Origin of the sequence: Streptomyces aurantiogriseus, from assembly GCF_014649375.1 — a bacterium.
In the GTDB taxonomy this organism is placed as follows: Bacteria; Actinomycetota; Actinomycetes; order Streptomycetales; family Streptomycetaceae; genus Streptomyces; species Streptomyces aurantiogriseus.
In genome coordinates this window covers 43,895-70,344 of sequence record NZ_BMSX01000017.1, presented here as the reverse complement: position 1 = coordinate 70,344, position 26,450 = coordinate 43,895, and the positions used below count along the sequence as shown (strand labels likewise).

The 26,450-nt window shown below is 72.0% G+C and carries 21 protein-coding genes and 1 riboswitch; of the genes, 8 read left to right on the top strand and 13 right to left on the bottom strand.

Annotated elements, in window-relative coordinates:
* Nucleotides 1-17: 17 nt before the first annotated feature.
* Together IE263_RS31300 and fahA are read right to left on the bottom strand one after the other, a co-directional pair.
* Nucleotides 18-956, bottom strand: a complete 939-nt coding sequence (locus IE263_RS31300; RefSeq protein WP_189941206.1) for a M56 family metallopeptidase — start codon at nucleotides 954-956, stop codon at nucleotides 18-20.
* 160 nt (nucleotides 957-1,116) lie between these two features.
* A complete protein-coding gene (gene fahA, locus IE263_RS31295; RefSeq protein WP_189941363.1) occupies nucleotides 1,117-2,328 on the bottom strand; it encodes a fumarylacetoacetase in 1,212 nt (403 codons plus the stop codon).
* A 381-nt stretch (nucleotides 2,329-2,709) separates the two neighbouring features.
* Between fahA and IE263_RS48905 the strand changes: the two genes are divergently transcribed.
* Complete coding sequence (locus tag IE263_RS48905; protein WP_268256077.1) at nucleotides 2,710-4,242, top strand: DegT/DnrJ/EryC1/StrS family aminotransferase; 1,533 nt, start codon at nucleotides 2,710-2,712, stop codon at nucleotides 4,240-4,242.
* Between the two features lie 238 nt (nucleotides 4,243-4,480).
* Complete coding sequence (locus tag IE263_RS31280; protein ID WP_229911286.1) at nucleotides 4,481-6,652, top strand: lipopolysaccharide biosynthesis protein; 2,172 nt, start codon at nucleotides 4,481-4,483, stop codon at nucleotides 6,650-6,652.
* Nucleotides 6,653-7,031: 379 nt separating this feature from the next.
* On the opposite strand, the gene IE263_RS31275 is transcribed toward IE263_RS31280, so the two are convergent.
* The 6 genes from IE263_RS31275 to IE263_RS31250 all read right to left on the bottom strand — a co-directional run bounded on the left by IE263_RS31275 (nucleotide 7,032) and on the right by IE263_RS31250 (nucleotide 14,259).
* A complete protein-coding gene (locus tag IE263_RS31275; protein WP_229911268.1) occupies nucleotides 7,032-8,198 on the bottom strand; it encodes a glycoside hydrolase family 26 protein in 1,167 nt (388 codons plus the stop codon).
* A complete protein-coding gene (locus tag IE263_RS31270; RefSeq protein WP_229911267.1) occupies nucleotides 8,195-8,710 on the bottom strand; it encodes a DUF1616 domain-containing protein in 516 nt (171 codons plus the stop codon). The genes IE263_RS31275 and IE263_RS31270 overlap by 4 nt, the downstream gene beginning before the upstream one ends.
* A gap of 93 nt (nucleotides 8,711-8,803) precedes the next feature.
* Nucleotides 8,804-10,708, bottom strand: a complete 1,905-nt coding sequence (locus IE263_RS31265) for a hypothetical protein (RefSeq protein WP_229911266.1) — start codon at nucleotides 10,706-10,708, stop codon at nucleotides 8,804-8,806.
* 103 nt (nucleotides 10,709-10,811) lie between these two features.
* Entirely contained in the window at nucleotides 10,812-11,567 is a 756-nt protein-coding gene (locus tag IE263_RS31260; protein ID WP_189941359.1) for a polysaccharide deacetylase family protein, read from the bottom strand.
* A 173-nt stretch (nucleotides 11,568-11,740) separates the two neighbouring features.
* Nucleotides 11,741-13,075: a glycosyltransferase family 2 protein gene (locus IE263_RS31255; RefSeq protein ID WP_189941205.1), complete on the bottom strand. Its 1,335-nt coding sequence runs from the start codon at nucleotides 13,073-13,075 to the stop codon at nucleotides 11,741-11,743.
* A gap of 89 nt (nucleotides 13,076-13,164) precedes the next feature.
* Nucleotides 13,165-14,259: a GNAT family N-acetyltransferase gene (locus IE263_RS31250; protein ID WP_189941204.1), complete on the bottom strand. Its 1,095-nt coding sequence runs from the start codon at nucleotides 14,257-14,259 to the stop codon at nucleotides 13,165-13,167.
* 288 nt (nucleotides 14,260-14,547) lie between these two features.
* Here IE263_RS31250 and IE263_RS31245 point away from each other — a divergent pair, with 288 nt between their 5' ends.
* The gene (locus tag IE263_RS31245) at nucleotides 14,548-15,009 is read left to right on the top strand and encodes a carboxymuconolactone decarboxylase family protein (RefSeq protein ID WP_189941203.1); all 462 of its coding nucleotides are present in this window, start codon (nucleotides 14,548-14,550) and stop codon (nucleotides 15,007-15,009) included.
* Nucleotides 15,010-15,053: 44 nt separating this feature from the next.
* The gene (locus tag IE263_RS31240) at nucleotides 15,054-15,878 is read left to right on the top strand and encodes an HAD family hydrolase (RefSeq protein WP_189941202.1); all 825 of its coding nucleotides are present in this window, start codon (nucleotides 15,054-15,056) and stop codon (nucleotides 15,876-15,878) included.
* A gap of 12 nt (nucleotides 15,879-15,890) precedes the next feature.
* Here IE263_RS31240 and IE263_RS31235 read toward each other — a convergent pair whose 3' ends face one another.
* Together IE263_RS31235 and IE263_RS31230 are read right to left on the bottom strand one after the other, a co-directional pair.
* The gene (locus IE263_RS31235) at nucleotides 15,891-16,361 is read right to left on the bottom strand and encodes a transglycosylase SLT domain-containing protein (protein WP_189941201.1); all 471 of its coding nucleotides are present in this window, start codon (nucleotides 16,359-16,361) and stop codon (nucleotides 15,891-15,893) included.
* Between the two features lie 3 nt (nucleotides 16,362-16,364).
* A riboswitch (cyclic di-AMP (ydaO/yuaA leader) is annotated at nucleotides 16,365-16,545 on the bottom strand.
* 293 nt (nucleotides 16,546-16,838) lie between these two features.
* Nucleotides 16,839-18,341: a peptide MFS transporter gene (locus IE263_RS31230; protein WP_189941200.1), complete on the bottom strand. Its 1,503-nt coding sequence runs from the start codon at nucleotides 18,339-18,341 to the stop codon at nucleotides 16,839-16,841.
* Between the two features lie 244 nt (nucleotides 18,342-18,585).
* Between IE263_RS31230 and IE263_RS31225 the strand changes: the two genes are divergently transcribed.
* The 4 genes from IE263_RS31225 to IE263_RS31210 all read left to right on the top strand — a co-directional run bounded on the left by IE263_RS31225 (nucleotide 18,586) and on the right by IE263_RS31210 (nucleotide 23,720).
* A complete protein-coding gene (locus tag IE263_RS31225; protein WP_189941199.1) occupies nucleotides 18,586-19,596 on the top strand; it encodes a polyprenyl synthetase family protein in 1,011 nt (336 codons plus the stop codon).
* A 999-nt stretch (nucleotides 19,597-20,595) separates the two neighbouring features.
* Nucleotides 20,596-21,816 carry a LolA family protein gene (locus IE263_RS31220; RefSeq protein WP_189941198.1) on the top strand — a complete coding sequence of 407 codons (1,221 nt, stop codon included), beginning with the start codon at nucleotides 20,596-20,598 and terminating at the stop codon, nucleotides 21,814-21,816.
* A gap of 34 nt (nucleotides 21,817-21,850) precedes the next feature.
* Nucleotides 21,851-22,837 carry an ABC transporter ATP-binding protein gene (locus IE263_RS31215; RefSeq protein ID WP_189941358.1) on the top strand — a complete coding sequence of 329 codons (987 nt, stop codon included), beginning with the start codon at nucleotides 21,851-21,853 and terminating at the stop codon, nucleotides 22,835-22,837.
* Entirely contained in the window at nucleotides 22,824-23,720 is an 897-nt protein-coding gene (locus IE263_RS31210) for an ABC transporter permease (RefSeq protein ID WP_189941197.1), read from the top strand. The genes IE263_RS31215 and IE263_RS31210 overlap by 14 nt, the downstream gene beginning before the upstream one ends.
* A gap of 57 nt (nucleotides 23,721-23,777) precedes the next feature.
* On the opposite strand, the gene IE263_RS31205 is transcribed toward IE263_RS31210, so the two are convergent.
* From IE263_RS31205 to IE263_RS31195, 3 genes are all read right to left on the bottom strand, one after another.
* Complete coding sequence (locus IE263_RS31205; protein WP_189941196.1) at nucleotides 23,778-24,365, bottom strand: flavodoxin family protein; 588 nt, start codon at nucleotides 24,363-24,365, stop codon at nucleotides 23,778-23,780.
* Nucleotides 24,366-24,414: 49 nt separating this feature from the next.
* On the bottom strand, nucleotides 24,415-25,692 hold the full coding sequence (locus IE263_RS31200; RefSeq protein WP_229911265.1) for an amidase family protein: 1,278 nt from the start codon (nucleotides 25,690-25,692) through the stop codon (nucleotides 24,415-24,417).
* A 122-nt stretch (nucleotides 25,693-25,814) separates the two neighbouring features.
* Nucleotides 25,815-26,345, bottom strand: a complete 531-nt coding sequence (locus tag IE263_RS31195) for a DUF6668 family protein (protein ID WP_189941195.1) — start codon at nucleotides 26,343-26,345, stop codon at nucleotides 25,815-25,817.
* Nucleotides 26,346-26,450 lie beyond the last annotated feature (105 nt).

The following is a 26,450-nucleotide window of genomic DNA, read 5'->3' as shown; positions in this document are numbered from 1 at the left end:
GGCTGGCGGCGTGGCGGTCAGTTCAGCGCCGTCAGCCCCGGGGCGAAGGTGATCAGCAGGGGCAGCAGCGGGACCAGCGCCGCCACCGTCGTCGTCAGCGCGCGGTGCCGGCGGAGCAGTCGTGGGGGCGGCTGGAGAAGGCGGTCCACGCGTTCGCCCAGGAGGCGGCGGCTGGAGGCGCAGGACAGGACGCCGCGGTGCTGGTTCAGCTCGATCAGGGCCAGGGCCGTGGTCAGGTGGCCGCAGCGGCGGGACGCCGTGTCGTCGGCGGCGAGTTCGACCAGGCGGTGGGTCTGGTCGCAGAAGTGGGCGAACAGCGGGACGCGCGGGAAGCCGGTCGCCAGGGCCGTCGACAGGTGCAGGAGCCAGTCGTGGTGGGCGCGGGCGTGATCGCGTTCATGGGTGAGGACCGCGTCGAGTTGATGGGAGGTGAGGCGGTGCAGAGCACCGGTGGTGACGATCAGTTGGGGAGGGTTGCCGGGCATCCACCAGGCGTCCGGGTACTCGTCCTCCAGGACGAGCAGCGGGCCGCGGGCGGAGGGCAGCCCCGCGGGGAGGTCGGGAGCGCGTTCCCGCAGGTGCGCGCGGGCCTGGCCGCGGCGCCGGCGCGCCTCGACCAGCTCGCGGGCGAGCATCGCGGTGGTCCAGGCCGCCCCGCAGGCCAGCAGCAGGGTGAGAGCGGTCGCCCACACAGGGGCCGTGGCGAGGTCGTACGCCTCGGTCACGGCCGGCGGCGCGGGGGCGAAGACCTGGGCGCGGACGGTGTGGAAGACGGCGGCGGCGCCCAGCACCAGGGCGGTCAGACAGCACAGCAGGACCGTGGCGACCAGGCACTGCCACACCCACAGCGCGACCACCGGCTCCCGCTCGGGCCACTCGGCCCGGGTCAGCGCACGCGGGACCGGCAGGGCGGCGGTCAGCGCGACAACGCTCAGCAGGAGCAGGCAGAGAGTCATGCCGAGGGCTCCGGATCCTGGTCGAAGAGGACGGGGGCGGAGAACGGGTCGGAGCGGACGGGCCGGCCGGGACGGGCGGTCGTGCTCCGGGTGCGTGCGTACGGCGGGCCCGGCGCGAGGACCGTTCCCGCCGCCAGTATGACGGCGGGAACCGCCGGAGTCAGCCCGCGAGAACGCGCCCGCTCACCTCTCCCAGCCCCACGCGCAGACCGTCCGGCCCCGGCGCCCAGGCGGACAGGGTCACCACGTCTCCGTCCTCCAGGTACGTGCGCTTGCCGTCGGGGAGTTCCAGGGGGTCGCGGCCGTTCCAGGTCAGTTCCAGCAGGGAGCCGCGCTGGTGTTCGGCCGGGCCGCTCACCGTGCCCGAGCCGTACAGGTCGCCGGTGCGCAGGGAGGCGCCGTTGACGGTCATGTGGGCGAGTTGCTGGGCGGCCGTCCAGTACATGGTGGAGAAGGGGGGTTCGGAGATGACGTGACCGTTGAGGGCGACGGAGATGCGCAGGTCGTAGCCGGCGGGGTCGGTGCTGGTGTCGTCCAGGTAGGGCAGCAGCGGGTGGGTGCGCTCGGGGGGTGAGACACGTGCCGCGTCCAGCGCCTCGAGCGGGGTGACCCACGCCGAGACCGACGTGGCGAAGGACTTGGCGAGGAAGGGGCCGAGGGGCACGTACTCCCAGGCCTGGATGTCGCGGGCCGACCAGTCGTTGAGGAGGCACAGGCCGAAGACGTGGTCGCGGAAGTCGGCCAGCGGGACCGGGCGGCCCTGCTGCGAGGGCACCCCGACGACGAAGCCGACCTCGGCCTCGATGTCGAGTCGCGTGGAGGGACCGAAGACGGGGGCGGGGTCGGTGGGCGCCTTGCGCTGGCCCGACGGGCGGACCACGTCCGTGCCGGAGACCACGACCGTGCCGGCGCGGCCGTGGTAGCCGATGGGCAGATGCTTCCAGTTGGGCAGGAGGGTGTCCGTGGCGTCCGGGCGGAAGATCGCGCCCGCGTTCCGGGCGTGGTGCTCGGAGGCGTAGAAGTCGACGTAGTCGGCGACCTCGAAGGGGAGGTGCAGGGTCACCGAGGAGAGGGGGTGCAGCAGCGGGGCGAGGGTCTCGTGGTGGGACGGGTCCGTGACCCACTCCGTGAGGGAGCTTCGTACCTGCGACCAGGTGGTGCGGCCCGCCGCCAGCAGGGGGTTGAGGGTCGGGCGGGTGAGCAGGGCGGCGTGCGGTGAACCGAGGGCCCGGGCCGCCCCGCCCGCGTCCAGGACGTGGTCGCCGAGCCGGACGCCGACGGTCCGCTGCTCGGAGCCGGGAAGGGAGAAGACGCCGTACGGCAGGTTGTGCGGGCCGAAGGGGTCACCCTCGGGGAGGTCGAAGGGGGCCAAGGGGGGCATCGGGTGTTGCCTCGCTTTCGTGCTCGCCGTGCATGCGCCGCCTGTGCGCCGTGCATGCGCCATATATGCACATTCGTTCGTCATGGCCGAGTGCTCGCCATGTGCGGGGGCTCCGTGGGTGCTGTGCCTGTGTGCTGAGCCGCCGCACACGTTACGGCTGACCTCGGAGGAGAGATACCGCAGCGACACGGAAGTGACACGGGAGGTGACGGATGGGGTGGCCGACTCGCAGCGCTCCGCTGTCGCATGTGTACGGGAAGTCGTCCACAGGCGGGACCGCAATCTTGACGGAGCGGTGCGAACAGGGAGACTCTGGGCGGGTGCTGGAAGGCCTCGGGGAGGGGGCGTTCCCATGGCACACCTGGGGGGCGGATGGCCAAAGGGGAGGCCGGCCTCGGGTCGGCGCGGCGTGGTTCACGGCCGAAGCGGCTGGAAGAGACCATGCGCGGCAGACTCGGCCGGGAATGCGTGTACGTGCCGTCGTGCCGGTTCGGGCTGTTCGTGGCCTTGCGCCACTGGTGCCCGCCCGGCGGACGGGTGTTGATGTCGCCGGTCAACGACGACGTGATCTTCTTCGTGGTGCTGGCGGCCGGACTGCGGCCCGTACAGGCGCCGTTGAACCCGCTGGACGCGTCGATCGACGTCGACGCCGTGCCCGACGAGGTCTGGGGCTCGCTGTCGGCGGTGCTCACGACGAACCTCTACGGCAATCCGGACGACGCGCCGCGGCTTCGGGAGAAGTGCGACGCGCTGGGGATTCCGCTGTTCGAGGACGGGGCCCACGCCATCGGCAGCGAGGTGGGCGGGCAGCCGGTCGGCGCCTGGGGGGACGCTTCCGTGTTCAGCCTGTCCAAGCATGTCGGGGCCAAGGCCGGGGGCTTCCTGTCCTGTGCCGACCCGGGCCTGCGCGAGGCCCTGGAGAAGACCTGCGAGGACCTGCTGCTGCCCGGGCGGCTCACGGCCGAACTCGCCTTCACGGTACGGCCGTACGCCGAGGCGGCCGTGCGGGGACTGCGGCTGCGGCGTGCCGCGTGGGCCACGATGCGGCTGCTCGGGCTGATGGAGCGCGAGGAGATCCGGATGCCCTTGCGGGCGGAGGAGCTGGCGCGGGCGGTCGACGCGGCACCGGACCTCACCGCGCACGACTCCTGGGTCCGCGTCGACATGCACGACTACCGGCTGCGTTCCGGACGGCTGCGCCTGGGCCGTATCGGGCGCAGACTCGACCGTCTCGACGAGGTGCTGGACGCCTGCCGGGCGGGCACGGAGCTGCTGCAGTCGACGCCGTGGGCGAGACCGGTCGGACGCGGTCCGGAGGGCGCGGTGCCGGACGGGGAGCGCTCGCGACTCGGCTCCTCGCCAGGCCAGGGTGCCGTACCGGGAGTGGGGCAGGCCGGGCGGGAGCCGGCGCCGGCCTCCCGGCCGGGACCCGGCCAGGGTGCCGTGCCGGCAGCGGGGCTCGCCGGGCAGGGCCTGCCGCTGGAGTCCCGGCCGGGCTTCTCGGTCGGCTCTCTGTCCGGCTCTCTGTCCGGCTCTCCGCCCGGCTCTCCGCCCGGCTCTCTGTCCGGTTCTCCGCCCAGCGCTCTGTCCGGTTCTCTGTCCGGTTCTCCGTCCGGCGCCCAACCCCTCTTCCGCGTCCCCCTGTTCGTCGCCGACCGGGATGCCGCGAGCGCGGCGCTCGCGCGGCGGGGGATCGTCGTCGGGTACCTCTACGACCCGCCGCTGGACGACTACGCGGGCGCGGACTTCACGGACCCCTCGCCCGATCCCGCCGGTGCCCGCTGGTTCGCGCGGCATGCGCTGCCCGTGGATCCGTTGCGGGCGCGGCAGGTCGTCGAGGTGCTTCAGGAGTCCGGCGTGCGGCCGGCGCAGGTGCCGGGAGGGCTGGAGCCGACGCGTGGCTGAGAGAGGGGCGGGGACGCAGACCGGGACACACACCGAGGCGCAGGCCGGGAGAGGGACCGAGGCACAGGCAGGGAGAGAGACCGAGGCGCAGGCCGGCAGACAGGCGGGGATTCAGGTGCAGGAGCCCGTCGCACCGCTCGCCGGCTCGGCCGGCCCCGCCGGAAAGGGCGCGGCCGAGCCGAAGCCGGACGGCGACGGCCATGGCTCCGACTCCCTGTTCAAGAACGCCTACTTCCTGATGCTCAGCACCGGCGTCTCCGCCGTGCTCGGCCTCGGTTTCTGGCTCGTGGCCGCCCGCTACTACGCGGAGGAGGCCGTCGGACAGGGCTCCGCAGCCATCGCCGCGATGCGTCTGCTCGCCAGCATCACGGCGACGACGATGATCGGCGCCGTCGTGCGCTTCGTCCCGCGTGCGGGACGGGCGACGGGCTCGCTGGTGTGGCGGGCGTACGCGGCGAGTTCGGTGGTCGTGGCCATCGCCGCGTTCGTCTTCCTGCTCACCCTCGACCTGTGGGGAGCGTCGTACGCGCCGCTCGGTACGCCGCTCGCGGGGGCGGTGTTCGTCGTCGCGTGCGTGGCGTGGGCGCTGCTCACGCTCCAGGACGGTGTGCTCACCGGGCTGCGCAGATCGGGGTGGGTCCCGATCGGCAACGCGGTGTTCTCGATCGGCAAGCTGATCCTGCTGGTCGTCTTCGCCACCGCGCTGCCGGTGCTCGGCATCTTCGTGTCCTGGGCCGCCGCCATCGCCTTCTCGACGCTGCCGCTCGGCTGGCTGATCTTCCGGCGGCTCATCCCGCGCCAGGCCGCCGCCGACCGCGACCTGGAGCCGCCCCGGCTGCGCGACATGGGCCGCTTCCTGGCCGGCGACTCGCTGGGGGCGCTGTTCAGCCTGGCGATGATCAACCTGCTGCCGGTGATGGTCGCGGTCCGCTTCAGCGCCGCCGAGAACGGCTACTTCTACGTGGCGTACACCGTCGGCGGCACGATGGAGTTCATGGCCATCAACATGGCCTCCTCGCTCACCGCACACGCCTCGCACGACCCGCGTCAGCTCGCCGAGGGTGTCCGCGGGGCGCTGCGGCGCATGATCCTGCTGCTGGTGCCGGTGGTGCTGGTGCTGGTGCTGTTCGCGCCGCAGATCCTGCTGCCGTTCAGCCCGGACTACGCCGAGCACGGCACCACCGTGCTGCGCCTGCTGGCCGCCGGTGCGCTGCCCCGGGTCGTGGTGGAGCTGTACATCGGGGTGCTGCGCGTGCAGGGCCGCACCGGTGTGCTCGCCGCCCTCCAGGGCGCCATGTGCACGCTCGTCCTGGGCAGTGCGGCCCTGCTGTTCAGCCCGCTCGGTATCGCGGGCGCCGGCTGGGCGGTGCTGCTCAGCATGACGCTGATCGCCGCCGTCTCCGTCGTCGGCCTGCGCTCCGCGCTGCGCCGCAACGACCGCCTGCCCGCCGACCGGGCCACCACCGCCCCGGCCTACGGCACCCGCTGGGCGCGGCTGAACGCCACCGCGGGATACGGCACGAGCTGGGCGCGCCGGGGGGCGTACGAGCGGGAGGGCGCCGACGAGGACACGGTCACCCTGTTCATAGGGCGTCCCGGGTACGAACGCGAGGCGCTGCAGGCGGACACGCTGGCGCTGATAGCGCGGCCGCACCAGTCCGACGCGGGCAAGGGGGCCGAGGGGCGGGACGGGCCGGCTCTGTCCCCGGCGATGGACCGGTCCTCGGCGGCCGGGACCCGGGAGCGGTGGCTCGCGGGCGCCCTGTGGGGCCTGCTCGGTGCGGCCACCGTGGTCTTCTGGACGGCGCTGCGCGACCTGCCCTGGCTCGGTGGCGCGTCCGACGCACTGACCGGGCGCCAGATGCTGGGGGCGCTGCCGCTCGCGGCACTCGTCGCGGGGGGCCTGCTGCTCGTGGTGTTCGTCGGCTCGGTGACGCTGCGTGCCGCGCGCGACGCGTGGCTGCCGGGGGCGGCGCTGGGTTCCGCGCTGCTCGCCCTGTACGCCGTACCCGTGGCCCTCGGCTGGGAACCACGTCCGGTCGGTGGGGCGTTGTACTCGAAGACGGCCGCTGTCCTCGCGGAGGGGGTGGGGCTCGACGGGCCCGAGCCGCTGCTGCGGTGGGCACCGCCGGTCGTGCAGTTGTTGTGTCTCGTACCGCTGTGGCTGCTGCTGGCGCGCACGGGTGGGCGGTTGACGTGGCCGGGGCGCTGGGGAGTTCTCTATCTCGTCGCGCTGGGCGGCTGGGTGTGGCGGCAGGAGCTCGCTCCGATGGCCCTGCCCCTGTTCGTCGTCCTCGTCCTCGCCGCCCTGTACCTGTCGCCCCGCCGCGACACCGGGGCGACCGCGCACCGCACACCGCGCGACACCGGACCACGCGACACCGGACCACGCGACAGATCCAGGGACTGAGCAAGCACCGGAGCGGATCTCACGGTCCTCCCGGCGAAAGGCTGCTGTTCCTCCCGGCGAAGGGTCGGTCGCTGACGCTGTCGCACCCGTGCGCCCACCTGGCAGACCCGACGCTGCTCAAGGCCCTGCCGGCGGCTCCTGTCCAGGCGCGGCGCTGATGCGGCACTTCGGCATCCTCCGGCCTGCAAGGCCGGTCAGACCCCAGTGGTCAGCCCCAGCCTCAGTCCCAGCCGCAAGCCCCGGCCTCAGTCTCAGCCGTCAGTCCCAGCCGCAAGCCCCGGTCGTCAGTCCCAGCCGTCGGCCGCGGGCCGAGGCAGGCAAGATGCTGTCCCTCCCCGCACCCGCACCCGCACCTGCACCAGCACCCGCAGCGTCAGCGTCAGCGGGGCGGCACCGGCTGGTGGAAGTAGCCGTTCTTCCCTGCCTCCCGGTAGCCCTCGAGCCCCGGACCGTCGTCGACGGTCAGATCGCACGCGGCCTTCTCGGAAGTAGGCCGGTTCCAGTGCACCAGCGCCTTCACCTCCGGCAGTTTCTTCACGGCGGCGGGGATCTGGGTGTACCAGTCGCGCTGGCGCAGCGGGTTGTCGGCGTCGGGCGCGGTGGCGAACTCCGCGAGCATCACCGGCTTGCCGTCGGTGACGTTCGCGCGCAGCCATTCGTAGCTGGGCTGTTGGCTGCGCAGGAAGTCCTTCCAGTCGGAGGTGTCGTGGCACTGGTAGTAGTTGTACTGGTCCATGGCGATCCAGTCGACGTACTCGTCCCCGGGATACAGCGCCTTCATGTCGTTCGCGCTGCCGAGGTAGCCGGAGACGGTCCACACCCACACGACGTTGTCGGCACCCAGTTCACGGAACCGGTCGTGAAGATGGCGCCATGCCGCGACGAACTCCTCCGGGGTGCCCGCGCCTTCCTTGATGCGGGCGTCGGTCTCCTGGTCGAAGGAGACGAAGACGCGTTTGCCGTAGGCCTTGATGCGCCGGATCTGCGGATCGAGGATCTCCTTGTCGAGCTTCCCCGAGGCGATGTTCTTCCAGCCGAGCTGGGTCTCCGTCCAGTTCTCGTGGTGCGGCTCGGTCCAGACGGTGGACTCCCAGGCCAGCATGAGCAGCCTGTCCTTGCCGAGCTCCTGCTCGTCGGGGGTGAGCAGTTGTCCGTCGAGCTCGGTGCCCGACATGTCGTGGTAGTTGTAGACGAGGTCGAGCTTGCGGCCGATCCGCTTCTCGAAGCCGAGCACGGCGTCCTTGAGCGAGCCGTTCTCCGCGTACGGCACATGGGCGCCCCACCAGGCGCCGCAGGGCGGAACCAGTGCGTCGGTGGGAGCGCAGGGACCGGTGGGCAGCGCGCCCGAGGCCGCGTTGCCGGGCAGGGAGTTCCCGGAGGACTCCGGGTCCTCGGAGCGGCCTGCCCAGATGCCGAGCCCGGCGATCAGCGCGGCCACCGCCACCAGTACGACGGCCGTGTAGGTGCGCTTCGCGCCGCCCATGTCCATCACCCCGCGCGACTCGGACGGCTTGCGTGGCCCGCGCAGCCGGTGCTGTCCCGTCATGTGCCACTACCGCCTAAAGGTCCGCGTTCGGCGCGTTCTACCGCACCGCGCCGTGCGGCGGGCAGTGGCAGCCCCGGCAGGAACGCGGTGAACGTGGTGAAGCCCGCGAGCCAGAAGAGGAAGGCGGTCATCGAGAAGCTCTCCACCAGGAACAGCGAGGTGGCGGTGAGCACGCCGAGGGAGAGGCTGATGGGCGCGGCGAGCGCGACGGCCTCCAGCCTGGCGCCGGAGGCCAGCCCGCCCGGCTGTGGATACAGCGCCGCGCAGCCCGGGCCGAACAGGATGAAGAGCAGCACCGGGATCCAGCGCAGGGGTGAGGGGCCGGGTACGGCGGTGGCGGCCAGCGCGACCCAGCCCGAGGCCGCGACGAGGACTCTGAGGTGCGTCGATGTGACCCTGGTGTCCCTGGCCTCTTCGGCGTTGCCGACATCCGCGTTGCCGATGTCCTTGTTGCCGATGTCCTCGTTGCCCGTGTCCTCGTTGCCCGTGTCCTCGGAGTGTGTGGTGTTCATGGGCCGACCTGACTGATCTGACCGACCTGGCTGGCCTTCGTCGTCACTTCGATCACCTTGTGGTCATGGGGCGCGGTCATGCGTCGGAGTCGTTCATGGGGTGGCCGGGCGGTACTCCAGGACAACGCCGTACGGATGGCTCTCGACGGTCCTGAAGAGCGGCGAAGCGGACAGCTTCGAACGCAGGGTCTCGAAGCCGCCGGCCGGCAACAGGCCCTCTCCGGCGGTGTAGATGTCCTGGGTGCGGGTGAGGATGACGTACGCCCTGGTGCCCGGCGGGATCCCGTCGGCGAGGTAACCGGCCGGGTCCTTCAGCATCTTCTCGTTCTCGGGCAGCTCCTGTTCGGCGAAGAACCAGTGCTCGATACGGTCGTAGCGGTGGAGCGCCTGCGGGAAGGAACCGGTGGTGGCGAGGATCAGCGAGCCGTCGGGGGCCTTGTCGAGGGCCCGGGTGACCAGCGCGGTCTCCTCGGGCGGCGTGTAGTACATCTTCTCCTTGCCGTAGTACGACGGCAGGAAGCCGGCCAGCAGCACCAGCAGGACGGCAGGCAGCACGAAGGCCGCGGCCCTGCGCCACAGCGCCTTCGCCCTGCTGCGGTGGGCCCCCGCGACGGCCGGCACGAGAGCGGCGGCGGCGAAGAAGGCCGCTCCGGGCAGTGCGAACAGGTAGACACGGAAGAGCATCTCGCCGCCGTAGTCGTTGACGGCGAACAGCGGTACCGGGGCGGCCGACACCAGCAGCAGCGGCAGCGCGCTGCGGGTCAGCCGGCGCCGCAGCACGACGGCGGTCCCGGCGAGGGCGGCGACCGCGAGCACCATCAGCACATTGGCGGTGCCGGCGAGTTCGGGGCCGGGCCCGGTGAGCTGGCCCGCGTAGCCCGCGCGGGAGTTCTGCGTCAGCTCGCCGATCGACTCCTTGAGGGTGGAGAGCGTCTCGACGAACAGCGGGCGCCCCATGGTCAGGTCCCAGGTGAGCATCAGCAGCCCGGCGACGACCAGCAGCCCGTAGTTGCGGTAACGGCGGGTGAGGTTGAGCGCGAGCAGACCGACGCAGAGCATCACCGGGGTGAGCTGGTGCGTGGCGTTGATGGCGGCGATCAGCGGGGCGAGGATCACCACGCAGACCGCGCGCTGCTTGTTCGTCGTGGGCGGCGGCACGGTGGCGGCCGCATGGTCGAGGAAGGTGCGGTCGCGCAGCCGTCCGGCGGAACCGGGCCGCACGAAGTGCCGCAGCACCACCGCGAGGACCGTCAGATGCAGCAGGTACGCGAGCGCCTGAGGGGCGAAGTAGTCCTGACCCACCCAGTTGGCGAGCTGGAAGATCCAGACGGCGGTCCACACCAGCCGCCAGTCGTCGCAGAAGGTGCGGTAGATCAGGACGAGCACCGGCATCATGAGCAGGCCGACGACGATCGGTGCCCAGTTGGCGTACGCGGCGGCGCTCTCCACGCCGAAGGCGCGCACCAGGCCCGCGTTGAGCGTGAAGAAGCCCGGCCACTGGTCGTACGCGGACATGTTGCCCGACAGCGCCGCGTTCGGTCTCAACTCGCCGTTGGCGAGCAGCGTGTTGACGACGGCGTCGTGCTTGGAGGCCCAGGGGTAGCGCACCGCGTCGTACAGCACCGCCGGTGGCGCCTTGAGCGCGAACAGCAGCGCGGCGCAGTGCGCGGCCGGCCACCAGGGCGCGGTGCCCGCGCGCCGCAGACTGAGGACGAAGCCCGCGGTGAGGACCAGCAACGAGAGGTAGTAGGCGGTCGGGAGGCGGTCCAGCAGGCCGTAGTCGCCCATCTCCCGGAAGCCGATGCGCGGCAGTGCGTACACCCACAGTCCGGCGGCGAGCAGCAGCGTCAGCAGGCCGGCGTCGGGTGGACGGGGTGCGATCCGCCAGGATCTGCGGTCACCGTCGGCGGTCCGGCCCGGGCGCCCCGGGCCGGTGTCGAGGCCGGGGGTGGGCGGCACGCTGCTCTCAGTGGCCGGTACGGGCACATGTGACTGCACGCTGAGGCTCCCTCCCCCAGGCCAAGTATAGGAATTACCTCTGCTTTTCACACCAAAACAGCCGGACTCGTCTCCGCTGTGACGATTGCCCACGCACCCCGGCTCAGCCGGCGAAGACGGGGCCCCGCACGACGGCGCGGGCGCGGCGGTACCACCGCCAGCCGACCGTCTTCGCGCTGTCGCGGTACGGCGCGATCCGGGCACCCCGGCCCGCAAGCCAGTCCTCGACGTCGGCGACGGTGTGGCTCTGTCGCACGATGAGCCGGGCGATGCGGTACCGCTCGTCCCGGTCCGAGCTGAGGGCGTGCCGTACGGCGGTGGCCGTCTCGTAGCCGGCGGCGGCCGCCATGCGCCGTACCCGGCCGCTGTTGTAGCCGTGCGGGTAGGCGAGATGGCGGATGCCGTGCCCCAGCGCGTCCTCCAACACGGCCCGGGAGTCGCGCAGTTCACGCGCCAGGTCCCGGGGCGGCAGGGTGTCGAGCTGGGCGTGAGTGACGGTGTGGCTGCCGACCTCCATGCCGTACTGCTCCAGCCCCGCCGCCTGGTCCAGGGTCATCATCGGGGCGGGCGGCAGCAGGCTGCGCCCGCCCGGCGTGATGGCCCCGGTGGTGAGGTAGGCGGTGGCGGCCAGCCCCCGCCCGGCCAGCGCCTCGGCGGTCGGCCCCGGCAGGTCGGCGAAGCCGTCGTCGAAGGTCAGCAGCACCGGCCGGGCGGGCAGCGGCGCCCGCCCGGCGAGATGAGCGGCGAGCGCGCTGACCGTGACGGGCGTACGGCCGCTGTCGACGACGGCGTCGAGATGCGCGGCGAACACCTTCGGGGTGACGGTGAACTCCGCGATCCAGTCGGGCGGATCCTCCATCACGGCGTGGTACAGGAAGACGGGGATGCTTCCCCCTGCCACCGGGTTGCTGTCCCCGGTCACCGGGTTGCTTCCCCCGGTCACCGGGTCGCTCCCCCCTGCCACCGGGTTGCTCCCCCCGGTCACCGGATCCCCCGCCCCGCCTATGCCGCCTCTGCCGCCCTCCGCCCCCTTCATCGTGACCCCCCGGAGGCCAGAGCCGATCGCAGTGCTCGTCGGGCACGCAGGTAGCCGAGTGGTCCGTAGGCCATTCCCCTGCGCTGGAGCCGGGAGAGGCGGCGTGGCCAGGGATGGGTTCGGGCGTCGTGGTCGCCCGGTGCGGTGCCCGTGTCCGAGTCACGGGTCGCGGTCAGGGAGCGGGCGTGGGCCAGGCCGCGGGGCAGGCGGGTGAGGAAGGCGGGGAGAAGGGCGGGACGGTTGACCAGGATGGCGGTCAGATAGGCGGTGAGGCCGGCGCCGTAGCCGTAGGCCTGGGTCTCCAGGTCGCGCCAGGTCTCCCGGTGGTGGTGCCAGACCAGGGCCTGCGGGGTGTAGTGCAGGCGGTGGCCCTGGGCGAGGACGCGGACGAAGCCGTAGAGGTCGTCGCCGCCGCGCGCGAGCGTCCCCGCACCCGTCGCCGGGTCGAAGCCGCCGACCGCGCGCAGCACGTCGGTCCGGAAGGCCATGTTGGCGCCGGAGCCGAACCGGCCCGCCGTGAACGGGAACAGGGGCTCGTCGGCAGGTGGGTCGGCGGGGTCGTACGTGCGTGGCGTGAAGCCCTTCGCGAAGCCGCCGTGGCTCTCCAGCAGCACCTGGGCCGGTGTGCGCAGCCGGGCCGGCAGGATCAGGCCGGTGGCGCAGCCGAGGCCGGGGTCGGCGGCGAAGGGCGCGGTGAGTTCCGTCAGCCAGCGCGGGTCGGCGACCACGTCGTCGTCGGTGAAGGCGACGACCTCGCCGCGCGCGGCCTCGACGCCCTTGTTGTGGGCGACGGCGAGACCGGGCACCGGCTCGGTCACGTACCGCACGCGCTCGGCGTACTTGCGTTCGATCAGATCCCGGGTCGCGTCCGTCACCGGCGCGTTGTCGACGACGACGATCTCGAAGTCCGGGTGGTCCTGGGCGAGCATCGAGTCGAGCGCGTGGGCGAGGCGGTCGGCCCGTTCCCGGGTGGCGATGACGACGCTGGCGTAGGGGACGGGGGGTGCCGTGACGGCCCCCGCCGGCTCCTCGGCGAACCGCTCTCGGGCCAGGCCGGCCAGCACCGTCTTCGGGTCGGTGCCCTCCGAGACCCGCCCGAGCAGCGTCCCGACCGGCCGACCACCCTTCCTGACCAGCAGGAACACCTCACCGTGCGTGACGGGCGGGCTGCCGGGACCGGGTCTGAGGCTCGCCTCGCCGGCTCCCGCCCGGACGCCTTCCGTCTCGACGCCCTCCGCCTCGGCGGCCCCCAGCTCCAGCTCGGCGACCTGAACCGGTCTGATGTCGAGGAACCGCCGGATCTCCTGCTCCGCATGTGGTGCGCGGGACATGAACCCTCCCCCTGTCATGAACCCTCCCCAGCCATGAGCCCTCCCCCGGGCACGACCAGTCGCGACCTCTGAGGACCTCTCAGGACCCGTCAGGCCCCCTCAGGACCTGTCACGACCTCTTGCGACCGGCGCAGCCGGCCCGCGCTCTTCAGAATCCGTGCGGCCGCCGCCGCGAGCCTCGGCCGCCCGCGCACGAAGTGGTGCGCACGGCGGGCGGGCTCACGACTGAGCCAGTAGAGCGCGGCGCCCGCCCCCGGACGCGTCCACGCTCCCTCGTAGACGGGCAGTTCACCCGTCTTCAGCGAGTCCTTGTACTCGGCCGCTCCCCGCCCCAGGTCGAGCAGGCCGATGCCCTCGGCGGCCGACGCCTCGGCCATCCGCAGATGCAGCACCAGACCGGGCGAGTACTTCGAGAACTCCGTGTCGTACGCCGGGAACCAGCAGGCCAGGACGCTTGCCGAGCGCAGCCCGAAGTGCGCGGCGATCGGCCGCTCCCCGGCGTACAGAACGGACAGCGTGCCGGAGCACTCCGGGGCGCGCGTCTCGGCGAGCGTGTCCACGAGCCGGGTGATCCACTCCTGTGCGAACCGGTCCCGGCGGCCGGTCCTGCGGTACTGCGCCGACTTCCACGCCATGAGCGCGCGCAGCGCGGCCGGGTCGCGTTCGTCGAACACGAACCGCAGCTCGCCCACCTGGCGGCCGAGCCTGCGCTCCTTGGCGAGGGTCGTCTTCAGGAACTTCGGCGACTGCGCCCGCAGCACGGACTCGTAGGTCTCGTACCCCTTCTCCACGTCGATGACGTAGGCCGCGTACTCGGCGGCCGCCTGCGAAGTGAACAGTTCTTGTTCCGCCTCCAGGTTGTCGAAGGCGAAGCTCGACAGCGAACAGGCCCGCATCAGTTCGTCCGCGTTCAGCCCGATTCCGGGGCTCAACACGGCTCCTTGGGCGTCCGAGACGCCGTACGCGAGGGCCTGGCCCTGGCCGAGCCGGCCGCGTTCATGGGGCAGGAAGCCGACCGGCTCGCGCCCCTCGTACACCACCGCCACCCGCGCGCGGGACCGTACGCGGCCCACGGCATCGGCGAACTCCGGTTCCATGAACGGGTTGCGCGGGACCGTCGAGGCGGCGCGCAGCGCACGCCACCGCTCCCGTTCCCCCTCGCCCAGATCCTCCGGCCTGAGCACACGAATACGTCCACTGCTCAACCTGACCCCCCGATCAAGTCCCCCCTGGACCCTTGGACGGTACCGCTCCAGACAGTTCGGGCGGTAGGTAGCGGAGCATGTTGTTGCCAACTGGTGCAGAGGCCTTTAACCGGCCTGTACCCGGCGTTGCGGCAGAAAGCCGTTTCTCCCCCCACGGTCTCTTTGCCCGCAGATTCCTTTCTCCGCCCTGTCACATCTCCCGCGCCCGCTCCGTCAGTGCAGTGAAAGCGACCGGCAAGCACACGCACTCGCCGAAGGAGACCGGCCATGCAGGCTCGGATGAAGAACCCCGCGTACGTCCTCCCCGGCGCCCTGAAGGGCATCGGCACGATCTTCCAGGCCATCGGCGAGGGCGGCCTCCCGCAGGAACTGGCGGAGATCGTCGGGCTGCGCGCCAGCCAGATCAACGGCTGCAGTGCCTGTGTCCACGGGCACGTGCAGAACCTGCGCAAGGCGGGCGCGAGCGAGGAGCGCATCGACTCCGTCGCCGCCTGGCGGGAGGCGCCCTTCTACGACGCCGCCGAGCGCGCCGCGCTGCAGCTGACCGAGGCGGTCACCCGTCTCGCGGACCGCTCGCACGAGTCCGTGCCGGACGCGCTGTGGGACGAGGTGGCCGACCACTTCGACGAGAAGCAGGTGTCCGCGCTGATCCTCGTCATCTCGCTCACCAACATGTTCAACCGCATCAACACCACCATCAAGGAGCCCGCGGGCACCACTTGGGGCTGAACGGTCGGTGAGTTGGGAGCGGCCGGGATCCGTATTCTCTGATCATGGCCGCACCCCTCGTATCTGCCGCGCGCTGCGCGTACTCCCTCATCGCCACCGACCTGGACGGAACGCTGCTCCGCGGCGACGACACCTTCTCCGACCGGTCGCTTCACGCGCTCGCGCGGGTGGCGGACGCCGGTGCCCGCCACCTGGTGGTGACGGGCCGCCCGGCCCCCCGGGTACGGCCGCTGCTGGAGAACCTGCGCAGCAGGGGGCTCGCGGTGTGCGGCCAGGGCGCGCAGTTGTACGACGCCGGCGCGGACCGCCTGCTGTGGTCGGTCACCCTGGACCGGGAGCTGGCCGGGACCGCGCTCGAAAAGATCGAGGCGGAGGTCGGGCAGGTGTACGCGGCCGTCGACCAGGACGGCGTCGACGGGCTGACGCTCATCGAGCCGGGGTACCGGATGCCGCACCCGACCCTGCCGGCCCTGCGCGTCGGCTCGCGCGAGGACCTGTGGTGCGAGCCGATCAGCAAGGTGCTGCTGCGCCATCCCACGCTGTCCGACGACGAGTTGGCGGCGACTGCCCGCTCGGTGGTCGGCTCGCTCGCGACCGTCACCATGTCGGGGCCGGGCACGGTGGAACTCCAGCCCTGCGGCATCACCAAGGCGACGGGGCTGGCCCTGGCCGCCGAACACCTCGGGCTGAGGCCGCAGGACACGATCGCCTTCGGTGACATGCCCAACGACATCCCGATGTTCGACTGGGCGGCGCACGGCGTCGCGATGGCCAACGCCCATCCCGAACTCAGGGCCGTGGCCGACGAGGTGACGACGTCGAACGAGGACGACGGCGTGGCCGTCGTCCTCGAGCGCCTCTTCCCCTAGGGAAGGTTCCGGTCAGTACGGGCCGAACACGTTGTCGATCGAGCCGTACCGTGCGGCCGCGTAGTTGCAGGCGGCCGTGATGTTGGCGACCGGGTCGTACGGGTCGTACAAGGTGCCGGGCACGTGGTACGCGGCGAAGGTCGGGTCGATGACCTGGAGCAGGCCCTTGGACGGGGTGCCCTTGGCCGCGTTGGAGTCCCACAGGTTGATGGCCTTCGGGTTGCCCGAGGACTCGCGCATGATGTTGCGGTAGATCCCGTTGTACGTGCCCGGGATGCCTCTCTCGGCCATGATCGCGAGCGACTGGCGGATCCAGCCGTCGAGGTTGTTGGGGTACCCGGCGAGCGTGGTCGCCGGGGTCTCGGTGGTGGCCGCGGAGGCGGCGGTCGCGCCGATGAACGGGAGGGCGAGCACGGCGGCGCCGGTGCAGGCGACGGCGATGGCGCGGGTGAAACGGCGGCGGGGCTGAGCGGCAGCAGGCATGGGGATGTTCCTCTCCGGCGCCTGCGGGGTGAGCTGTCGGGTTCGGGCGGGGAGGTGCCCGGCCGGCCGCCGTACGGATACGGCGACACGGCTTCACCCCAAGCCGGTCCGGTACGTGCCTGACGTACCGTCCGACGGCCTGCCTGGGTCCCCCGCTCCTGCCGTGCGCGAGTGGTTCGTCGATGGGTGGTCGGGCGGCGGCAGGATTAGGCGTCTGCCCGACTGGGCGGGAACGTATGCGAGAGCACATGTCGGGAACAAGTACCGGATTCACAGAAAACCCGTATTGACCTTGATGTGCGGTGTATGGGGTACTTGATCCTTTGCGTTCGCCAAGCATCAACTCGCTTGCGGAAAAAGCGGAATCACTTCCTCCGGTGCGAGGTGCGCTCCTGTCGCGAAGTGAGCCAACTCACCCGCGTTCACAAGAGGGGCGAATCGGACGTAAATCCCAAGTCCCTTGTAAAGGGGCGGAGCTCAGTGGACGGGGTGCATCGTGCGGCGCAGCCAGGGGGCTGCGGCCAGGACGGCCAGGCCGGCGGCGACCGCGATCGCGCCGTTGACACCGAAGTAGGCCGACGGGGAGACGTCGTCGTAGAGCTTCACCGTCTGTGCCTGGATCCCGCCCGCGAGGGCCAGGGAGAGGAACCACAGGGACATGGTCTGGCTGGAGAAGGCCGCCGGGGCGAGCTTGGCGGCGGCCGACATTCCGGAGGTCTGCAGGAGGACGTCGCCGAGACCGAGCAGCAGGTACGAGCCGACGATCCACCAGGCGGACATCAGAGGGGCGCCGGAGGCGGGCGCGGACGTCGGCAGGACCATGAGCAGGAACGACAGGCCGCCGAGGACGACGCCCAGGGCGATCTTGTTCGAGGCGTGCGGCTGGCCGCGGCCCATGCGCAGCCACAGGGCCGCGACGAGGGGGGCGAGGCCGACCTCGAAGGCGCCCAGGGCGGAGGCGTACCAGCTCGCCGGGAAGTCGACGCCGAGGATCGTCGTCTCGGCGTTCGTCGACGCCAGCAGCATCATCGTGGAGTACGCCTGGAACAGGATGAGGTTGAAGACCGTCGAGGACAGGAAGAGCACGACGTACGGGCGCAGCCGGCCGCGCTCCTCCTCGGTCACCCCGGGGCTGGCGAACATCACCGCGAAGCAGGCGACCGGGGCGAGCACCGAGACGAGGGTGAGCAGGTCGACGAAGCGGTCCAGGGTCAGCCAGCCGGCCGCCGCGAGCAGCACGGCGACGGCGGTGGCGACGACGAGGCCGGAGGCGATTCTGTGGACCGCCAGGCGCATCGCGACGGGCGCGAGGGCGAATTCCGCCGTGTGCTTTCGCCCGGCCAGGTGACGGCGGCCGGTCACGTACTGGATCAGGCCGAACGTCATACCGATCGCGGCCGCCGAGAAGCCCCAGCGCCAGCCCTGGTGGCCGCCGAGCCAGCCGGTGATCAGCGGGCCCGCGAAGGCGCCGATGTTGATCGCCGTGTAGAAGAGCGCGAAGCCGGCGTCGCGGCGGTCGTCGTCGGTGCGGTACAGCTTGCCGGTCAGGGTGGCCACGTTGGGCTTGAGCAGGCCGGTGCCCGCGCTGACCAGGCCGAGGCCCACCCAGGACGTGCCGGCCGCGGGCACGGCCATGGCGTAGTGGCCGCAGGTGATCAGGACACCGCCCCACAGCACCGCGCGGCAGGAACCCAGGACGCGGTCGGCGAGCCAGCCGCCGGCGACGGAGACCAGGTACACGAGGGTGCCGTAGGCCGCCGAGACGGAGGCGGCGGTTCCGGCCGGCAGGCCCAGACCGCCGTGCGCCACCGTGTCGGCGAGGTAGAGCACCAGGACGGCCTGCATGCCGAGGAAGGAGAAGCGTTCCCAGACCTCCAGGCCGCAGAGGGTGAGCAGCCCCTGGGGCTGGCCGAGGAAGGAGTGGTCCTCGCGGGGAGGGGGCCGGTCGTCGGGTTCGACGTCTACCTCTGCGCGGGACATGAATCACTACTTCCTGGTGAGTCGATAAATGTCCGTTCGTATCGGCTGATCAGAAACATACCGGTCGTGATCCGAAGCCGCCCGGGCTGATCCGGGCAGCTCCCGGTCGAGCGATGTGAGGGCCGGGGACGTGGGGGCTTATCGGTGATCGAAAGGTGACCGGATACGCTGACTCGAGTGATGGCAGCGACCTATCGACAAACCGTGTAAGCGCCAGCAGACACCAGCAGACAGGAGACTCCTCGTGACCGTCGTCGGGCCGTTCGGGCTGAGCGTGCGGGACCAGGCTCTGGAAGCCGATGTCCAGGCCGGATTGGCGGCTGTCGAGGAAGGCTTGCTCGAGGCCACCAAGAGTGAGGTTCCGTTCATCACGGAGGCCGCGCAGCATCTGGTGCGGGCCGGCGGGAAGCGGTTCCGGCCACTGCTCGTGATGCTCGCGGCGCAGTTCGGGGACCCGTACGCGCCCGGGGTGGTGCCGTCGGCCGTGGTGGTGGAGCTGACCCACCTCGCCACGCTGTACCACGACGACGTGATGGACGAGGCGACGGTACGGCGCGGGGTGCCCAGCGCCAACGCCCGCTGGGGCAACTCGCTCGCCGTCCTCACGGGTGACTTCCTCTTCGCGCGCGCCTCGCACATCCTCGCCGACCTCGGGCCCGAGGCGGTGCGGGTGCAGGCGGAGGCGTTCGAGCGGCTGGTCACCGGGCAGATCCTGGAGACGGCCGGGCCGCAGGACGGGCGCGATCCGGTCGAGCACTACCTCGATGTGCTGGGCGGGAAGACCGGGTCGCTGGTGGCGGTGTCCTGCCGCTTCGGGGCGATGATGTCGGGGGCCGACGAGACGGTCGTGGACGTGCTGACCCAGTACGGGGAGCGGCTGGGGGTCGCCTTCCAGCTCGCGGACGACGTGCTGGACATCGCGTCGGACTCGCACGAGTCGGGGAAGACGCCGGGCACGGATCTGCGGGAGGGCATTCCCACGCTGCCGGTGCTGCGGTTGCGGGAGCGGGCGGCACGGCTGGCTCTGCCGGAGGACGTCGCGCTGTGCGAGCTGCTGGACTCCGACCTGAGTGACGACGCTCGGCACGCGGAGGCGCTGGCCGCGCTGCGGGCCCACCCGGCGCTGGAGCAGGCTCGGGCGGACACCGTGCGGTATGCGAAGGAGGCGCGGGCCGCGTTGGCTCCCTTGCGGGAGTGTGATGCGAAGGTTGCGCTGATGGAGTTGTGTGATGCGGTGGTTCATCGGGCGGGGTGAGTTTGCCCACCCGCCCGCCCGACTCGGTCTCTCGAGAGGTGGCCCTCGAAAAGCCTCGGGGCTCCGCCCCGGACCCCGTTGGGGGGTTCGCCCACCCGCCCGCCCGACTCGGTAGGTGGAGAAGCGGGGCTTGAACAGCCCGGGGGCTCCGCCCCGGACCCTGCGGGGCTGCGTGCCCTGTATCCCTGCGGGGGCTGCGTGCTCTGTACCCCTGCGGGGACCCCGTCCCCTGCACCCCCGCGGGACTGCGTCCCCTGCACCCCTGCGGGGACCCGTCCCCTGTACCCCTGCGGGGCTGCGTCCCCTGCGGGGACCCGTCCCCTGCACCCCCGCGGGGCTGCGTCCCCTGCGCCTCTGCGGGGGCTGCGTCCCCTGCACCCCTGCGGGGGCTGCGTGCTCTGTACCCCTGCGGGGACCCCGTCCCCTGCACCCCTACAGGGCCCCGCCCCTCGCATCCCCGCCGGGGGAGCCCCCCGGCAATGAGCCCGGTCAGGGTCCGGTCAGGTGGTGGCCGGGCGCTCCCGCGCGGTGGAGTCGCGTGATGTGACCGCCTCACATCCTCCTGGGCACGTGCGCTCGTCGGCAGTTGGCCAGTTGAGCCCTCTCTTCGCGGGCAGTCGCTTCTGCACCCCTCGCCCGCGCGGCGGAGCCGCATGAAGTGACAGCCCCGCGCCCCTTGGGCAGCCCTTTGGGTCCGTGCACTCTGCGTCAGACGTCCAGTTGGGCCCTGTCTCCGCGGTCAGTCGGTCCTGCGGGGACGTTCAGCAAGTCCGACTCCCTGCCCCACCCCCTACGGGTCACCTCCACCCACCCCCACCCCGTGTCATACCGGAGGCGTACACGGAGTTGAGTCCCGGGGCTGACGTATGAGGTCGGCTGATTTGGTCAGATGGAAACCACGGAAAACACCACTCCTCACCGATTCGGGTGAGAATGGCGGCTTGAAGTGGGGACGTTCGCGAGATGACAGCCGCCGCCGACGACGGAGGTAAGGCACACATGGCACCGTACGCATCCGACGACAGCACGCACGCCGGGGAGGCCGACGACCTGCGCGTCGGGCGCCGCAAGGCCATGCGGTACGTCGTTCCGGTCACCGTGGCGGGTGTCGCGGCGGCGACGATCGGGCTCGTCCCGGCGATCGCCGACTCGGGCGACCCCGACCTGCCGAAGATCAGCGCACAGCAGCTCATCGAGAAGATCGCCGCCTCGGACGTGCAGCAGCTCTCCGGCACCGTGAAGATCACCACCGATCTGGGCCTGCCCGACCTGGGCGGGTTGGAGAGCGGGCTGCTCTCCGGGGCCACGGGCGGCGAAGGCGACGGCTCTTCCGCCGACCCCTCCGCCAAGCTCACCGAACTCGCCTCCGGCACGCACACCCTGCGCGTCGCCGCCGACGGCCCGGACAAGCAGAAGCTGTCCCTGCTGGAGAACGCCGCCGAGTACAGCGTCATCCACAACGGCAAGGACGTGTGGGGCTACGACAGCGCCTCGAACGAGGTGTACCACTCCACCGCCCCCGCGGGTGAGGACCCGAAGGACGCCGAGACGCCCGTCCCCGCCACGCCCAAGGAGCTCACCGAAGAAGCCCTGAAGGCCGTGGACGACACCACCTCCGTCACCGTCGACGGCACCGTCCAGGTCGCCGGCCGGGACGCCTACAAGCTGCTGGTCAAGCCCAAGCAGTCGGGGTCGACCGTCGGTGCGATCAGCGTGGCCGTCGATGCCGAGACCGGGCTGCCGCTGAAGTTCACGCTGACCCCGACCAGCGGCGGCGCCGCCGTCGTCGACGCCGGTTTCACCCAGGTCAGCTTCGCCAAGCCGGCCGCTTCCACCTTCGACTTCACCCCGCCCAAGGGCGCGAAGGTGACCGAGGAGGAAGCCGGTGACGCGGCCGAGGCGCCCGGGCACTCCGGCAAGGCCCCCGAGGAGGACTTCGACCGGGACCTCGCCGGTCTCAACGTCCTCGGTGAGGGCTGGACCTCCATCGCCACCTTCGACACCGGCGGCGAAGGCGTCCCCTCCTCCGGCGACATGGCCGACGCGGGCGCTCTCGGCGGCTTCCTGGACTCCTTCGGCGACAAGGTCACCGGCAAGTTCGGCTCCGGCACCGTCTTCTCCACCCGCCTGATCAACGCCCTGGTCACGGACGACGGCAAGGTGTACGCCGGCGCCGTCACCAAGGACGCCCTGGTGAAGGCGGCGAACGCGGGGCAGTAAGTACCCTGACGTGAACCGACGATCGGGGGAGCCGATGGACGACGACGCGGCGGAGGCGGCGCCCGAGGCGGCGGGTGCGGATGACACGACCGACACCGTCATCCACACCCGTGCCCTCACCAAGCGCTACCGCGGCGGACAGCTCGCCGTCGACGGCCTCGACCTGGCCGTCCCGGCGGGCAGCGTCTTCGGCTTCCTCGGTCCGAACGGCTCCGGCAAGACCACCACGATCCGCATGCTGATGGGCCTCATCGAGCCCACCTCCGGCACGGCGCGGGTGCTGGGGCGGCCCATGCCGCACGCCTCCCGCGCCGTCCTGCCGCATGTCGGCGCCCTCATCGAGGGTCCCGCCCTCTACGGCTTCCTCTCCGGCCGCGACAACCTCCTGCGCTACGACGCCGCCGACCCGACCGCGGATCCGCGCACCCGGCGTGCCCGCGTCGCGGAGGCGCTGGAGCGGGTCGGGCTGACGGCCGCGGCCGGGAAGAAGGCCAAGGCGTACTCGCTCGGCATGAAGCAGCGCCTCGGCCTCGCCGCCGCCCTTCTCCAGCCTCGCCGACTGCTCGTCCTCGACGAGCCGACCAACGGACTCGACCCGCAGGGGATGCGTGAGATCCGTGTCCTCGTCCGGGAGTTGGCCGCCGACGGCACCACCGTCTTCCTCTCCTCCCACCTCCTCGACGAGATCGAGCAGGTGTGCACCCACGCGGCCGTGATGGCACGCGGTCGCCTTCTCACCCAGGGCCCGGTCGCCGACCTGGCCGCCCGGGCACGGGGCCGGCTCGTCGTGACCACGCCGGACACGGCGGACGCGGCCCGCGTGCTGAAGGAACAGGGCATCGGCGACGTAGTCGTCTCCGAGGACCGGGTCACGGGCGAGCCCGGCGACCGCGAACTGGCCGACCTCAACACCGCGTTGGTGACGGCAGGCGTCCGCGTACGCGGCTTCGGCGTGGAACGGGCCTCCCTGGAGGACGCGTTCGTGGCACTCACGGGGGAGGGGTTCGATGTCGCAGGTTGATCTCGTGGAGGCGGAGAGGGCCGCCGTCGCCAAGCCCTCCCCCCTGTGGACCCTCGGCCTCTTCCGCAGCGAGTTCGTCACCACCCTCCGCCGCTGGCGCACCCTCGCCCTGCTGGGTGTGCTGGCCGCCGTGCCGATCCTCGTCGGGATCGCCGTGAAGATCGAGACGGAGGACGGCTCGACGGCCGGACAGCAGGGTGGTGGCGGTGAGGGGCCGGCGTTCATGGCGCAGATCACCAACAACGGCCTGTTCCTGGTGTTCACGGCGCTGGCGGCGACGCTCCCGTTCTTCCTGCCGATGGCCGTCGGCGTCATCGCGGGCGACGCGGTCGCCGGTGAGGCGAACGCCGGCACCCTGCGCTACCTCCTCGTCGCCCCCGCCGGCCGCACCCGCCTCCTGCTCGCCAAATACGCGACCACCGTGGCCTTCTGCCTGCTGGCCACCCTCGTCGTCGCGGTCTCGGCGCTCGCGGTCGGCGCGTTGCTGTTCCCGCTCGGCGATCTCACCACCATCTCCGGCACCCGCATCAGCCTCGCCGACGGCCTGGTCAGAGCCCTGCTGATCGCCCTGGTCGTCGCCGCTTCCCTGCTCGGCGTGGCCGCGCTCGGCCTGTTCGTCTCCACGCTCACCAACAGCGGCATCGCGGCGATGGCGACGACCGTCGGCCTGCTGACCACCGTCCAGATCCTCGACCAGATCCCGCAACTGCACGCGATCCAGCCGTACCTGTTCTCCCACTACTGGCTGTCCTTCGCCGACCTGATGCGCGACCCCGTCTACTGGGACGAGCTGCGGAAGAACCTCGGCCTGCAGGCCCTGTACGTGGCCGTGTTCGGCTCGGCGGCCTGGGCGCGGTTCACGGCGAAGGACATCACCGCGTAGCCGGCCGGGCCCAGGGCGGGGGCGGGGGCAGGGGCAGGCGCAGGGAAGCGGCCGGGATCATTCCGTCTCGTAGGGGAAGCGCGCGAAAGGCGCCTCCCGCGCGAAGAACGTCTTCGCGCGCGCCAGCGCCTCCGTGTCCCTCAGCACGTCACCCGGCTTGCTGCCGTTGCCGAGCAGCACCCCGCCGAACCGCATCCCCATGTAGGCGGCCGAGTGGTGCAGTGCGTCGATCAGCGGGTCGGCGACCACCGCCTCCTCGTGCGCGAGCGTGGCCACGCCCCACAGGGTGCGCCCGGCGAGGCTGGGCTTGAAGTCGAGGCCGGGGGTGCGCAGCCACCCCGACCAGTGGTCCAGGTAGCGCTTGGTGTGGGCGGAGAGCGTGTACCAGTACAGCGGCGAGGCGATCACGATGTCCGTCGCCGCGAGCGTGGCGTCGAGCAGCAGGGCCGCGTTGCCCTCGGTGGGGCGGACGTGGTCGCTGTCGTGGCGCAGGTCCTCGAAGTCGGGCAGCGGGTGCTCGGCGAGGCTGATCCACTCCTGCTCGGCGTCGGCGGGCAGTTGTTCGGCGGCCTCCCGGGCCAGCAGTTCGGTGTTGCCCTCACTGCGGCTGCTGCCCAGCACGAACAGGAAACGGCGGTTGGTCATGGCTCGATCCCCCAGGATTGTCGGCGTACGACGATAGAGCGCATCTGCATTATATGTGCGTGCAACTACTCGCACCAGGGGGCACGAGGACCCCGGTCTCCGCCTCCGCGGCCGCCGCGACGGCCAGCAGAAGCGCTTCCCTTCCGTGCGCCGCCACCACCTGAAGCCCGGCTGGGCAGCCGTCCGCGCCGACCCCCGCCGGAATGCTGATCGCCGGGTGCCCGCTGAGGTTGAACGCCCAGGTGAACGCCGTCGAGTAGCGCTCGCCGGGCCCTTCGTGGCCGTGCGGGGGATGAGGGGTCGTAGGGGTCAGCAGCAGGTCGGCCCGCGCGAAGAGGTGAGCCAGCCGCCGGTCGTTGACACCCCGGAGGACCGCATCGGCCTCGGCCCCCGGCGCGCGAAGCGCGAGCCAGGCGGGTGCGGGATCCTCCAGTCGCAACGGCACCTCGTCCCGCAGCAGCCGTACGACACCGGCGTCCACGAGACGCCCGACGGCGGCACGGGCGAGGGCCAGGGGCTCCGGGGCGGGGTCGGCGAAACCGAGGTCGGGGGAGAAGACGGCGGTGGGCGGACAGGGCACGTCGGTGAGTGACCCTGCCACCTCGGTGAGCGGTCCGGTCGCCTCGGCGAGTGATCCAGGGGTGCCGGTGGGTGAGCCGGTCGCCTTGGCGAGTGATCCAGGGGTGCCGGTGAGCGGTCCGGTCGCCTCGGCGAGTGATCCAGGGGTGCCCGTGGGTGAGCCGGTCGCATCGGCGGCAGCCGCGCCCGCCATCACCCGCCAGTACGCCTCCGCGTCCGCCGCGTACCGCGCGAGTACGCCCGGCGCCGCCAGCCCCGTACGGTCGGCCGACGCGAACCGGCCGCCCGTCACCTTCAGGCCGACGATCCCGCACCAGGCCGCCGGGATCCGCACCGAGCCCGCCCCGTCGCTGCCGGTCGCGAGCGGGACCAGGCCGGCCGCGACCGCCGCCGCGGAACCGGCCGAGGAACCGCCCGGAGTACGGTCGGCGCGCCAGGGGTTGACGGTGCGGCCATGGGCGCCAAGTCCCCAGGTCTGCCAGGGAGTTCCGGGACCGGGCACGGCGGTCCTCCCCACCGGCACGCATCCGGCGTCGATCAACGGCCCCGCCGCCCGCAGCCCGTGCCGTCCCTTGACCCCGATCGGCACCCCGGCCAGCGGCAACCACTCACCCGCGGCGACCCGCCCGTCGACCTCTTCCGCCCAGGCCGGAGCCTCCTCCTCCCACACCTCGACGAACGCACACAACTCCCGGTCGGCCCGCCGGATCCGCTCCAACGCCGCGCCGACGACCTCGCCGGCCCCCAACCGCCCCTCCCGCACAGCGGCGGCGATCTCGACGGCAGCCGCGGGCGCCGACCCCGCCGACGCTTCCCCGGCTCCCCGCCGCCCCTCGGTTCCCCCGTCCGACCCCTCACGCGCCCGCGGCGTCAGCGGGTCCGCCGAGTCGGCGCGCCCGTCAGGCGGGACAGTGGGTCCGTTTCACGGGGCGGGGTGCCGGAGAGGTCGCCGAGGCGCCAGGAGGGGACCCAGGGGACGCGGTACACGTCGATGGCTGACTCGATCAGGTGAATTCGGTGGGCGAGGGGGCGGGGCAGCCGGCCCGGGGCGTCCGCGACCAGGACGACCGCCTCCAGGTCGAGGCCGGGCGGGGCCTCGCCGCGCCGGAAGACTTCCAGGGTCCGTAGCGCGGACTCCAGGCCGGTCGCGTGGGTCCGGGCGACGAGGAGGACGGACGAGGGGGCGTCCGGGCCGGGCCAGTCGCGTCCGCAGTCGTGGCCGCCGTAGACGGAGGCGAGCGTGGAGGTGCCGGCGCCGCCGTGCGTGGCGAGCCAGGAGAAGCGCCGGGAGGTGGCGGCGGAGGCGGCGACGGACTCGTACGGCCCCGGTACCGGCTCCGGTGTGGCCACCGGTCCGCGGATCCAGATCTCCGGCCCGCGCTGCCCGTCCGTCGTCCGCATGATCCGTACCTCTCCTCGACCTCGTCCTCTCCCCGCGCCCGCCGGTCGTGTCGGCCGCCCTTGGAACGAGGCTGTGACGTCGTGGTGACGTGAGGACCGGGAGCG

Coding starts and splice junctions, on each gene's coding strand:
- IE263_RS31300 (WP_189941206.1), bottom strand. CDS start 956: ATGACTCTCTGCCTGCTCCTGCTGAGCGTTGTCGCGCTGACCGCCGCC.
- IE263_RS48905 (WP_268256077.1), top strand. CDS start 2,710: ATGGCCAAAGGGGAGGCCGGCCTCGGGTCGGCGCGGCGTGGTTCACGG.
- IE263_RS31280 (WP_229911286.1), top strand. CDS start 4,481: ATGCTCAGCACCGGCGTCTCCGCCGTGCTCGGCCTCGGTTTCTGGCTC.
- IE263_RS31275 (WP_229911268.1), bottom strand. CDS start 8,198: ATGACGGGACAGCACCGGCTGCGCGGGCCACGCAAGCCGTCCGAGTCG.
- IE263_RS31270 (WP_229911267.1), bottom strand. CDS start 8,710: ATGAACACCACACACTCCGAGGACACGGGCAACGAGGACACGGGCAAC.
- IE263_RS31260 (WP_189941359.1), bottom strand. CDS start 11,567: ATGGAGGATCCGCCCGACTGGATCGCGGAGTTCACCGTCACCCCGAAG.
- IE263_RS31255 (WP_189941205.1), bottom strand. CDS start 13,075: ATGTCCCGCGCACCACATGCGGAGCAGGAGATCCGGCGGTTCCTCGAC.
- IE263_RS31245 (WP_189941203.1), top strand. CDS start 14,548: ATGCAGGCTCGGATGAAGAACCCCGCGTACGTCCTCCCCGGCGCCCTG.
- IE263_RS31240 (WP_189941202.1), top strand. CDS start 15,054: ATGGCCGCACCCCTCGTATCTGCCGCGCGCTGCGCGTACTCCCTCATC.
- IE263_RS31235 (WP_189941201.1), bottom strand. CDS start 16,361: ATGCCTGCTGCCGCTCAGCCCCGCCGCCGTTTCACCCGCGCCATCGCC.
- IE263_RS31230 (WP_189941200.1), bottom strand. CDS start 18,341: ATGTCCCGCGCAGAGGTAGACGTCGAACCCGACGACCGGCCCCCTCCC.
- IE263_RS31220 (WP_189941198.1), top strand. CDS start 20,596: ATGGCACCGTACGCATCCGACGACAGCACGCACGCCGGGGAGGCCGAC.
- IE263_RS31215 (WP_189941358.1), top strand. CDS start 21,851: ATGGACGACGACGCGGCGGAGGCGGCGCCCGAGGCGGCGGGTGCGGAT.
- IE263_RS31210 (WP_189941197.1), top strand. CDS start 22,824: ATGTCGCAGGTTGATCTCGTGGAGGCGGAGAGGGCCGCCGTCGCCAAG.
- IE263_RS31205 (WP_189941196.1), bottom strand. CDS start 24,365: ATGACCAACCGCCGTTTCCTGTTCGTGCTGGGCAGCAGCCGCAGTGAG.
- IE263_RS31195 (WP_189941195.1), bottom strand. CDS start 26,345: ATGCGGACGACGGACGGGCAGCGCGGGCCGGAGATCTGGATCCGCGGA.